General features: G+C 31.2%; 15 protein-coding genes and 1 tRNA gene. 11 read left to right on the top strand and 5 right to left on the bottom strand.

The window, feature by feature from the left end; all coding sequences use genetic code 11:
• The first annotated feature begins 79 nt into the window (after positions 1-79).
• Positions 80-171: transfer RNA gene (locus E5Z56_RS11770), tRNA-Ser, on the top strand.
• 57 nt (positions 172-228) lie between these two features.
• Complete coding sequence (locus tag E5Z56_RS11765; protein ID WP_175405479.1) at positions 229-384, top strand: hypothetical protein; 156 nt, start codon at positions 229-231, stop codon at positions 382-384.
• Positions 385-469: 85 nt separating this feature from the next.
• Here E5Z56_RS11765 and E5Z56_RS11760 read toward each other — a convergent pair whose 3' ends face one another.
• The 5 genes from E5Z56_RS11760 to E5Z56_RS12335 form a co-directional block, all read right to left on the bottom strand.
• Positions 470-643: a hypothetical protein gene (locus E5Z56_RS11760; RefSeq protein ID WP_175405478.1), complete on the bottom strand. Its 174-nt coding sequence runs from the start codon at positions 641-643 to the stop codon at positions 470-472.
• A gap of 20 nt (positions 644-663) precedes the next feature.
• Positions 664-1,851: a sodium/glutamate symporter gene (gltS, locus tag E5Z56_RS10760; RefSeq protein ID WP_138157791.1), complete on the bottom strand. Its 1,188-nt coding sequence runs from the start codon at positions 1,849-1,851 to the stop codon at positions 664-666.
• 27 nt (positions 1,852-1,878) lie between these two features.
• Complete coding sequence (locus E5Z56_RS10755) at positions 1,879-2,829, bottom strand: TAXI family TRAP transporter solute-binding subunit (RefSeq protein WP_138157790.1); 951 nt, start codon at positions 2,827-2,829, stop codon at positions 1,879-1,881.
• 127 nt (positions 2,830-2,956) lie between these two features.
• Positions 2,957-3,592: a hypothetical protein gene (locus E5Z56_RS10750; RefSeq protein WP_138157789.1), complete on the bottom strand. Its 636-nt coding sequence runs from the start codon at positions 3,590-3,592 to the stop codon at positions 2,957-2,959.
• 32 nt (positions 3,593-3,624) lie between these two features.
• Entirely contained in the window at positions 3,625-3,900 is a 276-nt protein-coding gene (locus E5Z56_RS12335; RefSeq protein ID WP_232842445.1) for a hypothetical protein, read from the bottom strand.
• A gap of 402 nt (positions 3,901-4,302) precedes the next feature.
• Between E5Z56_RS12335 and E5Z56_RS12040 the strand changes: the two genes are divergently transcribed.
• From E5Z56_RS12040 to E5Z56_RS10705, 9 genes are all read left to right on the top strand, one after another.
• Positions 4,303-4,434: a hypothetical protein gene (locus tag E5Z56_RS12040; protein WP_269801947.1), complete on the top strand. Its 132-nt coding sequence runs from the start codon at positions 4,303-4,305 to the stop codon at positions 4,432-4,434.
• A 464-nt stretch (positions 4,435-4,898) separates the two neighbouring features.
• The gene (bioB, locus tag E5Z56_RS10740; RefSeq protein ID WP_175405511.1) at positions 4,899-5,849 is read left to right on the top strand and encodes a biotin synthase BioB; all 951 of its coding nucleotides are present in this window, start codon (positions 4,899-4,901) and stop codon (positions 5,847-5,849) included.
• Positions 5,850-5,934: 85 nt separating this feature from the next.
• Entirely contained in the window at positions 5,935-6,774 is an 840-nt protein-coding gene (locus E5Z56_RS10735) for a hypothetical protein (RefSeq protein ID WP_138157787.1), read from the top strand.
• A gap of 100 nt (positions 6,775-6,874) precedes the next feature.
• Positions 6,875-7,744 (top strand): ribosome biogenesis GTPase YlqF, encoded by an 870-nt coding sequence (ylqF, locus tag E5Z56_RS10730; protein WP_138157786.1) that lies wholly within the window; start codon positions 6,875-6,877, stop codon positions 7,742-7,744.
• A gap of 2 nt (positions 7,745-7,746) precedes the next feature.
• The gene (locus E5Z56_RS10725; RefSeq protein ID WP_138157785.1) at positions 7,747-8,358 is read left to right on the top strand and encodes a ribonuclease HII; all 612 of its coding nucleotides are present in this window, start codon (positions 7,747-7,749) and stop codon (positions 8,356-8,358) included.
• Entirely contained in the window at positions 8,345-8,731 is a 387-nt protein-coding gene (locus tag E5Z56_RS10720; RefSeq protein WP_138157784.1) for a YraN family protein, read from the top strand. The genes E5Z56_RS10725 and E5Z56_RS10720 overlap by 14 nt, the downstream gene beginning before the upstream one ends.
• Positions 8,718-9,632 carry a dipeptidase gene (locus tag E5Z56_RS10715; protein WP_175405477.1) on the top strand — a complete coding sequence of 305 codons (915 nt, stop codon included), beginning with the start codon at positions 8,718-8,720 and terminating at the stop codon, positions 9,630-9,632. Before E5Z56_RS10720 ends, E5Z56_RS10715 begins: the two co-directional genes overlap by 14 nt.
• A 61-nt stretch (positions 9,633-9,693) precedes the next feature.
• Positions 9,694-11,196: a threonine synthase gene (gene thrC, locus E5Z56_RS10710; RefSeq protein WP_138157782.1), complete on the top strand. Its 1,503-nt coding sequence runs from the start codon at positions 9,694-9,696 to the stop codon at positions 11,194-11,196.
• A gap of 1 nt (position 11,197) precedes the next feature.
• Positions 11,198-11,890, top strand: a complete 693-nt coding sequence (locus tag E5Z56_RS10705) for a metallophosphoesterase (RefSeq protein ID WP_138157781.1) — start codon at positions 11,198-11,200, stop codon at positions 11,888-11,890.
• Positions 11,891-11,955 lie beyond the last annotated feature (65 nt).

The following is an 11,955-nucleotide window of genomic DNA, read 5'->3' as shown; positions in this document are numbered from 1 at the left end:
TATTGCATTATTTGAATTAAGAAAAGTTGTATAATTAAAGGTAAGTGTGGTATTAATTTAGCACACTTCCTATTTATTTGGAGGGTTGTCCGAGTGGTCAATGGTCCAGTACTCGAAATACTGTATTTTGTGAAAACAAAATCTGGGGTTCGAATCCCCAACCCTTCGCCATAAAAAGCCCATTCTAATGGGCTTTTTATTTTACTTTAATTGTTAGGATTATATGAAATGAGCAAAGATAAAAATAATTATAAAGAGATAGACAGTATAACTAAAAATACTAGTAGCTATAAATTTGTAATTCTTGATTCTACAAATACTGATGATATTGAAGTAATGGAAAAATTACTAGAAGAAAAGTATATTGAAGAAAATAATAAATAAGATTATCAGAATTTAAATTAGTCATATTTATTAAAAAATTAAGTCCTAAGATGAAATTATCATCCTAGGACTTTTGTGTTACATATTACTTTTTCTTCTTTTTCTTAATGTGAACTTCCGGAACTGCTACATCATATAGAACCGGTTCATCATCATTATCTTCCACAATATCATTTTGCTTTACTTTTCCTGTGTGAACTTCAGGTACTGCTAAATTTTCTGAATTGAAACTATACTTGTCTTTTGACTTGTCCTTCATAAAACATTACCTCCAAATTATCACAATAAATTAATAAAGAATGTTATTGTTAAGCTGTTTAAGAAATCAGCAAACAAACTACCTACAATAGGAATAATCAAATATGCCTTAACTGATGGAGCATATTTATCACAAATAGCTTGCATATTAGCCATAGCATTAGGCGTAGCACCCATACCAAAACCACAAGTACCTGCAGCAATTACTGCAGCATCATAATCTCTACCCATAATGTTATATACAACAAAATAAGCAAATAAGAACATAAGTACTGCTTGACCTGCTAGTAGGATAACCAGTGGTAATGCTAGGTCAGCTAATTGCCATAACTTAAGTGTAATCATTGCTATACCTAAGAATAGAGATAGACAAATACCACCTAGGTCATTTATTTCACCCATATGAATAGTAATTTTACCTGTGTATTCACCTATGTTTCTCATAATAGCAGCAACAATCATTGCTCCAATATAAATAGGGAATGTCATTCCTGTAAGTGAAAGTAGTTCTGATACTATTGTACCAATTCCTACGGCAATAATCAACTGAAAAACTGCAGGAGCATACATAGAAAAATGTCTTTCATGCTTTTCTTCTTCTTCAACTAGGAAACTGTCATCTTCAGTTTTTATAGTATCTAGTAGATTATGCTTTTTAATAAGTCTGTTACCGATAGGACCACCCATTAGTGAACCTGCAATCAAACCGAATGTTGCAGCAGCAGTACATACTGTTGTAGCACCTGAAACACCAAAGTCCTCTAGTACAGGACCAAATGCACCGGCAGTACCATGACCACCAATCATAGGGATAGAACCTGTTGTCATACCTGTTAAGGAGTCAAGTCCCAGTACATTTGCAAGTCCGATTGAAGCAAAGTTCTGTCCAATCATAAGAGCAACAACTAGCACAAGGAATACGATAAGTGCTTTACCACCACTTTTGAGGACTTTTAAGTTGGCTTGGAAACCAACCGAAGTAAAGAACAGAACCATACAGACTTCTTTTAATGTGTCATCAAAGACAATTACTGCAATTCCTGTTGCGTACAATATTAATGTAAATATTGCAAATAGCAAACCACCAATAACAGGTGATGGAATACAGAATCTTTGCAAAAATGAAATTTTCTTCTTTAAGAAATTACCTATCATCAAAACAACTACAGCAACTGCAACTGTTTGATACATATCTAGTGTAATATCCAATGTTATCAATCCTTTCGCAGCTAATAGTTATTTAACTGTAATACCTTTTTCTTTGTAATATTCAATAGCACCTTTATGGAATGGAATGTTAATGCCCTCAACTGCATTTTCCTCTGTAATGTCAATATCTGCAGATACAGTTAACTGAATTTCCTTTGCATTATTGAAAATTAATTTAGCAAGTTCTTTTACTTTATCATTAGATAATTTGTCACTTACCAGAATAACAGATTTAATACCGATAGTATTTATATCTGTGTTTTGACCGTTATATGTATTCTTTGGAATTTTGTAATCAATATAAGAGTAAGCTGACTTTAGCTTATTAGAAGTTGCTTTATCTATTTCAAGTAGCTTAATATCGCATTGCTTTGCTAATTCATCAACAATAGTTGCATTCATACCAACAGTAACAAATAAACAGTCAATTACCTTATTTTCAAGTTTCTTAGCAGCTTCGGCATAATCAAGGTTAACTTCCTTAACCATCCTAGAGTTTAGCCCATATGATGCAAGAATTTGTTTTGCGTTTAATTCGGAACCTGATTCTTTTTCACCCACACTAACTGTTTTACCAAGCAAATCATCAACTGAATTTATGTTAGAGTCTTTTCTTACTACAATATGACAAGCCTCAGTATAAAGAGATGCCAAAGCACTATAACCTTTATATGCACCTGACTTTTCAAAATTGTTTTCACCATTATAAGCATCACTCACAATGTCAGATTGAGCAATTGCTGCATCTAAATATCCTTGAGAAAGCAATCTTACATTTGCTGCAGAACCGGCAGTAGTTTTTTGTTCGATTTTTAGCTTTCCACTTTCATTAGCAAGTTGTCTGATTGATGTAACTGTTTCGTTATAAATACCACCAATACCGGCAGCACCAAAACGAATTTTATCATCATCTGATGAACAACTACACAAAGAAACAACAAATATCAATGAAAGCAATATTGCAATTATCTTTTTCATTTAATCCCTTCTTATGACATAATTTTTCTACTTTATTATATCATAATCGTTATTTTTTTGTCAATTTTGATTGAAAAGTAAACCCCTTTTAGTTTAATACTAAAAGGGGTTTTAGAATTAATTATTATTATTTACCAACAATATTATAATTGTTTTGAATAAATGAATTAACATAATTGAAGTTAGTACTACAACCACCATAAACATTAGTGCCGGTATAATCGTTGTAATGGGTTCTCAATAAACCATTTGCATCTGTATAACGAATATATGATCTATCAATAACATTAGTTGATTTAGCTTGTTCAATTTGTTCTTCAGTATGTTGACCATCATTTTTATAGGTAATTACAGCAGAATAAATACGGTATGTTTCTGACTTATTATTAAAGTGCTCAAGAGGGACTTGACTACCATATCCACCAACCTGACTTGTACAATTTTGGTTTTGTACATAATAATACTCTTTAGTTGTGTCCTTGCCATTAACATTTGTACCGTTATATTCCAGCTTATAATTATTGCCTTTAGCATTATTTTTTGCAGTGCTTTCTTTTGCAATAATGTAACCATATTCAGGTTTAGAAGATGAAAGGTTATCAAGTTGACTTAGTATATTTTCACTTAGAGAAGTAACAAATCTTAAGCCTGATACATCAAATCCATGTGTACCGTTAGGATAGTTATCATCCTTTTTAGCATTACGAATTTGTACACCAAATAAGTCAAATTCGTTATAAGAAGTTAAGCCGTTGCTGAACACCTTTGTATCATCAGAAGTTTTTTCAACTGTATTTACATTAATCCAATGAGCATATAGGTGAACTTCACCTGATAATATATCGTTCCAATTATATGCCTTGCCATCCTTATAATACCAACCGGCAAGGTAACATTCAAGTCATCTAATACTAAGGTTGCTACTGTAAATGCTAAGGGTAAAGTAGTTGCTAAGAAAAAGGGTAATGCTACTATTACAGTAAAGGCAAACGGTATCACTCTAAAGTGTAAAGTAAAGGTTAAATAATTTTTTAACAATACAAAAGTTAGAACCACTAATGGATTATTCATTAGTGGTTCTTTTTGTTATTTTGAATATAAAATTATCAATATTTGTACTAAAATCTTGAAAATTCATTTTTCAAATGTTATAATAAAATTAATTCATTTGTAATTATATTATTGAAATTTGCACAAAAGTAAAAAATAAGAAGATACATTTCTGCACCTTCTTATTTCTCATAAAACCGTAAAATTACACCGTAGAAAGCTTTTTGCTTTCCTTTTTTATTATATTACTTTACAACTAAAATTTCAATATTTTTATAAATATTTCTTTAAATTTTTAAAATTTTTTACGCAAATCACAACATCTTGTGCTTGTTTCATGGTATAATTACTATATAAGTAAAGAGTAATATATCATTTATATTACTTATCGTTAAATAATTTATTTTAAAAGGAGAAAAAAGTATGAAGAAATTTATTTCAATCTTATTATCAACAATCATTCTTTCTTCAGTATTTTCTGTTTGTCTATCTGTTAGTGCTATGTTCAAGCTACTGCTAAAGATGGTAGTAATAAGAAGTCTAATAATTGCTTAGTTGTTGTTGGTAAGAATAAGGTACAAAGTATCGAAAAGACTAACTACACTCAGTCGAAAATTAATGTTAAGAAAAAACATTCAATTACTCTTAAAGTAGAAGTTAAGAAAATTAATGCTACTTACAAAAACTGTAATTGGTCAGCAAATAATAAATTAGTTAAAATTAGTAATACTAAAATTTATTATTCAAAAGATAAAAAGCATTGCTATGTACAGGCTAAAGTAACTGCTAAGAAAAAAGGAACTTGCTATGTAAATTGTAAGACTAAAGATGGCAGTAACAAACAACTAAGATATATGATTGTTATTAAGTAATGTCTATACACCTCAATTCTTCACCTCTATTCATTAACTTGAGTAGGGGTGATTTTTGTAAATGTTAACAATAACTATAATATAGGTTGACATTATACAGAATATCAATTATAATCTCTTATAGAAAAGAGGTTGACAATAATGGATATTAAGAAGTTATCTAATGATATTATAAATGGCAAGAGATTGACTAGGGAAGATGACCTTTCATTTTTCAAGACAGTTGATTTAGATGAACTATGCAGTGGTGCTGATGAAATCAGAGAAAAGCTATGTGGTAATCATATAGACTTATGCTCTATTATCAATGGTCGTAGTGGTGGTTGTAGTGAGAACTGCAAGTTTTGTGCACAAAGTGCCCATCATCACACAAGTGTTGAGAGATACAAATTCCTTGAACCTGAAGAAATTGTTAAGGATTGTGAATATCACTACAACAAAGGTGTACATAGATATTCTATCGTTACAGCAGGTAGAACCCTAGAGGGTGAGGACTTAGAAAAGGCTTGTAAAGCATATAAAGAAATGCATGATAAATATGATATTTGTCTTTGTGCATCTCATGGTCTTGTAACAGAAGAAACTTTCAAAAAGTTAAAAGACAGTGGTGTAAGTATGTACCATGAAAATATTGAAACATCCAGAAGAAATTTTCCGAATGTATGCACAACTCACACTTTTGATGACAAAATCAATGGTATAAAAACTGCTCATAAAGCAGGTTTAACTGTATGTTCAGGTGGCATTATCGGTATGGGAGAAACCTTTGAAGATAGAATTGATATGGCTCTTACTTTAGCCGAACTTGATGTTGAGTCAATTCCTCTTAATTCACTTATTCCTATTAAGGGTACTTGTTACGAAGATTTGCCAACACTTACTGAGAAAGAAATTTTGCGTACTGTTGCAATGTTTAGATTTATTAATCCTACTGCATACATTAGACTTGCAGCAGGTAGAACTTTAATGAGTAATTCCGGTGAAAAAGCATTTACTTCCGGTGCTAATGCTACTATTACAGGTGATATGCTAACTACTTCCGGTAACAATATTGACGAAGATAAAGCAATGCTTACTGATATGGGATTTTCTATTTAACATAGAACTTCATATTTCTTGACTAATCTTTCTATAACTTATATAATTACTGTAGTATATAAATCATTTAGAGAGATTTGATTTTATGAAAATATATAACTACAAGAAAATATTTTCAATATTTTTACTGACAGCTTTGTTGTTGCTGACTGTACCCATTACAACACTCAATACAAATGCAAGTTCTAAAATTGACTTTTCTTTGTCTTGTGATTCTGTATATAAAAACAGATTATTTAATGTAGACTTAATTGTTAACGGTAATGCTAATTTATCAGCATTTAATGTTACAATTACTTATGATTCTGAGTCTGTAGAATTTAGAAAAGTTGATTCGCCTGATAAAGCATTTGATGTTAAGAAAAAGAATTCTAATGGCAAAGTAAATGCAATAGTTCTTTGTTCTTATGGCTATAAGTTTAACGGTAAAGCAAAGATTATTTCCTTTAAATTTAAGTCAGTTGATACCGGTATAACTGATTTTGGTTTAGCTATTTCTGATCCTGTAGATAATAATGGCAATAAATTATCAATAGGTTCAGTTTATGGTGCTGAAATGAAAATTGAAGAAAATAAAATCACTTCTAAAAGAATTAAAAGCAATAGTAGCAAGAGTTCCGGTAAAAGTAATAATACAAGTAGCAAAACCTATGGTTCAAATAATTCTACAAATGGAAAGGCTGATTCTGTAAAAGTTCCAAAGGTTAACTATGTTGGTGGTGACAATAAAGAAAGTGCATCAACAACTTCTCCTATGGATAATGCTTATACAGATAATAGCGAACCAAAGTCACTTTTTGTTATGGGTATATTAGTAACTTTAGGGGTTTTACTTTTTATTTATATAGTCTATAATGTTGGTAGAGCCAATAAAGAAAATAAAGATACTAAAACCGAAAAAGATAATAATGAAGAAGATACGTAGAGAACTATAATTTTATAGTTCTCTTTTCTTGTTTGTAATTATAGAATATTTATGATATACTAAATGTGTATTGCTATAAAATTAATAAGGAATGATATATATGAGTGTAATGCAGAACATTCAATGGTTTCCCGGTCATATGACCAAAACCAAAAGACAAATTCAAGCGTCACTAAAGCTAGTTGATGCAGTGGCAGAAATTATTGATGCCAGAATACCGGTAAGTAGCCGTAACCCTGACCTTGACTCAATTATTCAAAATAAACCTAGAGTTGTTTTGATGAACAAGTGTGATATGGCTGACCCATCATCTACCCAAAAGTGGATTAATTATTTTAAAAATAATGGTATTGTAGCAATTCCAATTGATTGTAAAACAGGTAGAGGTATCAACAAGTTTGTGTCTTCTGTTAATGAGGTTCTTAAGGAAAAGATTGAAAAGCAAAAGGCAAAAGGACTTTTAAATCCTACAGTTAGAGTTATGATTGTTGGTATTCCTAATGTTGGTAAATCAACTTTCATCAATAGAATTTCTAAGAACAGAAAGGCTAAGGCTGAGGATAAACCGGGTGTTACAAGAGGTAATCAGTGGTTTACTATTAACAAAGGATTTGAAGTTCTTGATACACCGGGTGTATTGTGGCCAAAGTTTGAGGATAAAATTGTTGGGGAAAGACTGGCTTTTACAGGTGCAGTTAAAGACCAAATTATGGATACTGAACTTTTGGCTATGAGATTATTAGATTTCCTAAAGGTTGAGAAAAATCCTATATTTGTAGAAAGATTTAAACTACAAAATGACCAGATTGAAGATATTGAAAGTTATGAACTTCTTGAACTTATCGGCAGAAAAAGAGGTATGCTGATTTCAGGTGGAGAAATTGATACTGAAAGAGCTGCTATTATGCTACTTGACGAATATAGAAGTGCTAAACTTGGTAAATACACATTTGAACTACCGGAGAATTAATTATGGAATGGCTAAAATATGAAAATGAAGCCTTAGAAAAGGGCTATACAAATATTTGTGGTGTTGATGAAGCCGGTAGAGGACCTTTAGCCGGACCTGTTTGTGCAGCTGCAGTTATTCTGCCTAAAGGTCATATTATTGAAGGTGTTAATGACTCTAAGAAACTTACTGAAAAAAAGAGAGAAAAGCTTTTTGATGTAATTATTGATGAATGTGTTTCTTATTCAATAGCCTTTGCTACAGTTGAAGAAATTGAAGAACTTAATATTCTTAACGCTACAATGCTTGCAATGCAAAGAGCAGTTGAAGGTCTTGATGTTAAAGCTGATTATGCTATGATAGATGGCAATAGACTTCCACCACTTAATATTCCGGCAGAATGTATTGTAAAAGGTGATGCAAATTCTATGTCAATTGCTGCTGCCTCAATTCTTGCAAAAGTAGCTAGAGACAGACTTTGCTTAAAGTATGATGAACTGTATCCTGAATACGGTTTTGCTAAACATAAAGGATATGGCACAAAGTTACATAGAGAAATGATTTTAAAATATGGACCTTGTGAAATTCACAGAAAAAGTTTTTTAAAGAAAATTTATAAAAATGCAAATAACTGAGAAAAGACAAATCGGTGATATTGGGGAAAAAGCATCACGAAAATATCTGAAGAAAAACAAATATAAAATTGTTGCCAAAAACTACAATACTAAGTATGGTGAAATTGATATTGTAGCAGAAGACAAAAATTGTATTGTTTTTGTTGAAGTAAAAACAAGAAAAGAAAATTCTCTCTATGCACCGATATTAGCAGTTACAAGGCAAAAACAAAATAGGCTTATGAAAACTGCTTATGTGTACCTTAAAGAATATCCATCAAATAAAAACATAAGATTTGATATAATAGAAGTTATCCATAATTCTAAAAAAGTTATAAGTATCAATCATATCAAAAATGCATTTATGCAGGGAGGTAGTTATGGAAGTTTTTGATTTTCATTGTGATACCTTATATAAAAGTATGATGAATGATTTGCCACTTGATGCTGATATTTACGAATTTAAAATTTCTGATTTAATGAAAGCAAGTAAATGGCATCAATGTATGGCAGTATGGACACCTGATGATAGAAATGAATTACCTTTACAGTTTAAGGATAAACCTCTTATAGAGTATTTTATTGCAAGTGCCGAGAAACTTATCTCAGAATGTAAAAGACTTAAAATTCCTTTTAATGATGTAAATGCAAATAAGTCATTGCACCTAACTGTAGAAAATTCTTCAATACTTGAAGATAATATTGAAAATATAGTATTTCTTAAAAAGTATGGTGTAAAAGTTGCTACACTAACTTGGAACGAAAGTAACTGTATCGGTGACGGTGTTCTTGCAAAAAATCCTATAGGTGCTACTACTTTCGGCAAAAAAGTAATTGATGAATATATTAAGAATAATATTGCTATTGATGTATCTCATACAAGTGATAATTTGTTCTATGATATAGCATCAAGTAACCCAAAATATATTCTTGCAACACATTCAAACTCAAGAGAAATTTGCAGTAACAAAAGGAATATTACAGATGAACAATTTGAATATATTAAAAGCAAAAACGGTGTTGTAGGACTTAACTTTCATAAATACTTTTTAAGTGATAGTGACAGTTACAGTATTAAAGATATACTTAATCATGCATACCATTTTCTAAGTCTTGGTGGTGAAGATAACCTATGTATCGGTACAGATATGGATGGTTCAGACCTTGTTGATGGTTTTTCTTCATCAAGTGATTTTAAAAGGCTATATAATTCTTTCATAGAAAATAACTTCAAAAAATCAGTTGTTGACAAGATTTTTTTTGAAAATGGCGTGAAATTTTACGATAAACTTTGACATTTAGCACAATATAGTGTAGAATGTAAAATCGGAAATATGTACTGAAAGGAAGATAAAAATGTTATATAACAGTACTGAAAATAATAAAGAAGTTGTTTCTGCTGCTCAGGCTATTGCCCAGGGTATCAGTAAAGACGGTGGTCTTTTTGTTCCTCAGGAATTACCTAAGTACACAGAAGAAACTTTCAAATCTTTACTAGGTCTTTCATATAACGAAAGAGCAAAGATTGTGTTCTCTGATTTTCTAACAGATTTCACAGAAGAAGAAATTGCTGATTGTGTTGACAAGGCATATACAGTTGAGAAATTTGGTTCAGAATGTCCTGCTCCTCTAGTTGCTAAGAAATACAACGGTAACGAAATCAACATTATGGAACTATGGCATGGTCCAACATGTGCATTTAAGGATATGGCACTTCAGATTCTTCCACATTTCCTAACTAAGTCATTAAAGAAAACTTATGATGGAAAAACTGCTGTTATTCTTGTTGCTACATCAGGTGATACAGGTAAGGCTGCTCTTGAAGGTTTCAAAGATGTTGACCACACTAAGATGATTGTATTCTATCCTGAAGACGGTGTTTCTCCAATGCAGAAGCGTCAGATGAACACTCAGAAGGGTAGTAATGTAAATGTTTGTGCAATCAAGGGTAACTTTGATGATGCTCAGACAGGTGTTAAAAAGATTTTCACTACTGATGAGATTGTTGAACTTCTACATAAGAATGATATGCTATTCAGTTCAGCTAACTCAATCAACTGGGGTAGATTACTTCCTCAAATTGTTTACTATATTTCTGCTTATTGTGATTTAGTAAACAGTAAGAAAATTAATATGGGTGACAAAATCAACATTGTTGTTCCAACAGGTAACTTTGGTAACATTCTAGCTGCTTACTATGCATATTGTATGGGTATGCCAGTTAACAAGTTTATTTGTGCATCTAACCAGAATAATGTTCTTACTGATTTTATTAATACAGGTGTTTACGACAAGAACAGACAGTTCTATGCAACTGCTTCTCCATCAATGGATATTCTTGTTTCAAGTAACCTTGAAAGACTACTTTATAAGTTCTCAGGTAATAACGATGAACTAGTTGCAAAGTGGATGAATCAGCTTAAGACTGAAGGTAAGTATGAAGTAACTGATGAAGTTAAGAAAGAAATTACTTCTAAGTTCTTTGGTGGTTTCTGTGATGATACAAACACAAAGGCTACTATTAAAGAACTATTTGATGAAGAAAAGTATCTATGTGATACACATACATCAGTTGCTATTAATGTATATAACCAGTATGTAGAAAAGACAGGGGATAAAACACCTGTTGTTATTGCTTCTACTGCAAGTCCATATAAGTTCTCTCATTCTGTACTTGAAGCAGTAGCTCCTGAAGCTATCTGTGATGATGAGTTCACAATGGTTGATGAACTAAACAAGATTACAGGTGCAGAAGTACCAAAGCCAATTGCTGAACTAAAGAATCTAGAAGTTAGATTTAATAATGTAACAGAGGCTGATAAGATGCCTGAATATGTTAAGAACACATTAGGTATCTAATATGTCTTTATTTTGTATTGCTGACCTTCATTTATCTATTGGTGTTGATAAACCTATGGATATATTTGAAGGTTGGGACAATCATATAGAGAGATTGCTTAATAACTGGAACAGCATTGTAAAAGATGAAGATACAGTTATTGTAGCCGGTGACATTTGTTGGGCACTTAAACTTGATGAATGTTACAAAGACTTTGAGTTTATAAATAATAAACTTAAGGGTAACAAAATTTTCTTGAAAGGAAACCACGATTTATGGTGGGGAACTAAGAAGAAAGTAGATAACTACCTTGAAAAAAATAATTTTAACAAAATTAAGATTCTTTTTAATAATTCTTACAAGGTAGGTAACTATAACATCTGTGGTACTCGTGGATGGAATTTAGAAGTTGACAGTGCTGAGGATGAAAAGGTCCTTAACCGAGAACTTGGTAGATTAAAATTATCACTTGATAGTGTTGATAACGATTTAGAAACAATTGTTTTTCTTCATTATCCACCGGTATTTGGAAATCAGTGTTGTCAAGAAATATTTGATATACTACATAACTACAATATAAAAAAATGTTACTATGGTCACTTACATGGTCGTAAAATTACAAAGTATGCTTTTAATGGTGACTATGAAGATATTAAACTAAAGTTAATATCAAGTGACAGTGTAGCATTTACCCCCGTGCTAATTGCAAAATAATTTGATAAAAACTATGGAAATTATCAAAAGCATATGTTATAATTGTCTAGTTATTTAGTCATAAA

The sequence above is a fragment of the Ruminococcus bovis genome (genome assembly GCF_005601135.1).
GTDB classification, from domain to species: Bacteria; Bacillota; Clostridia; order Oscillospirales; family Acutalibacteraceae; genus Ruminococcoides; species Ruminococcoides bovis.
Note: the sequence above shows the minus strand (reverse complement) of the source record. Positions and strands in the feature narration are given on the sequence as shown.

Excerpts from the sequence above, each read along its gene's own strand:
- E5Z56_RS10705 (WP_138157781.1), top strand. The coding sequence starts at position 11,198 with ATGTCTTTATTTTGTATTGCTGACCTTCATTTATCTATTGGTGTTGAT.
- E5Z56_RS10725 (WP_138157785.1), top strand. The coding sequence starts at position 7,747 with ATGGAATGGCTAAAATATGAAAATGAAGCCTTAGAAAAGGGCTATACA.
- thrC (WP_138157782.1), top strand. The coding sequence starts at position 9,694 with ATGTTATATAACAGTACTGAAAATAATAAAGAAGTTGTTTCTGCTGCT.
- E5Z56_RS11765 (WP_175405479.1), top strand. The coding sequence starts at position 229 with ATGAGCAAAGATAAAAATAATTATAAAGAGATAGACAGTATAACTAAA.
- E5Z56_RS10720 (WP_138157784.1), top strand. The coding sequence starts at position 8,345 with ATGCAAATAACTGAGAAAAGACAAATCGGTGATATTGGGGAAAAAGCA.
- ylqF (WP_138157786.1), top strand. The coding sequence starts at position 6,875 with ATGAGTGTAATGCAGAACATTCAATGGTTTCCCGGTCATATGACCAAA.
- E5Z56_RS12040 (WP_269801947.1), top strand. The coding sequence starts at position 4,303 with ATGAAGAAATTTATTTCAATCTTATTATCAACAATCATTCTTTCTTCA.
- E5Z56_RS12335 (WP_232842445.1), bottom strand. The coding sequence starts at position 3,900 with ATGAATAATCCATTAGTGGTTCTAACTTTTGTATTGTTAAAAAATTAT.
- E5Z56_RS10715 (WP_175405477.1), top strand. The coding sequence starts at position 8,718 with ATGGAAGTTTTTGATTTTCATTGTGATACCTTATATAAAAGTATGATG.
- E5Z56_RS10735 (WP_138157787.1), top strand. The coding sequence starts at position 5,935 with ATGAAAATATATAACTACAAGAAAATATTTTCAATATTTTTACTGACA.
- E5Z56_RS11760 (WP_175405478.1), bottom strand. The coding sequence starts at position 643 with ATGAAGGACAAGTCAAAAGACAAGTATAGTTTCAATTCAGAAAATTTA.
- E5Z56_RS10755 (WP_138157790.1), bottom strand. The coding sequence starts at position 2,829 with ATGAAAAAGATAATTGCAATATTGCTTTCATTGATATTTGTTGTTTCT.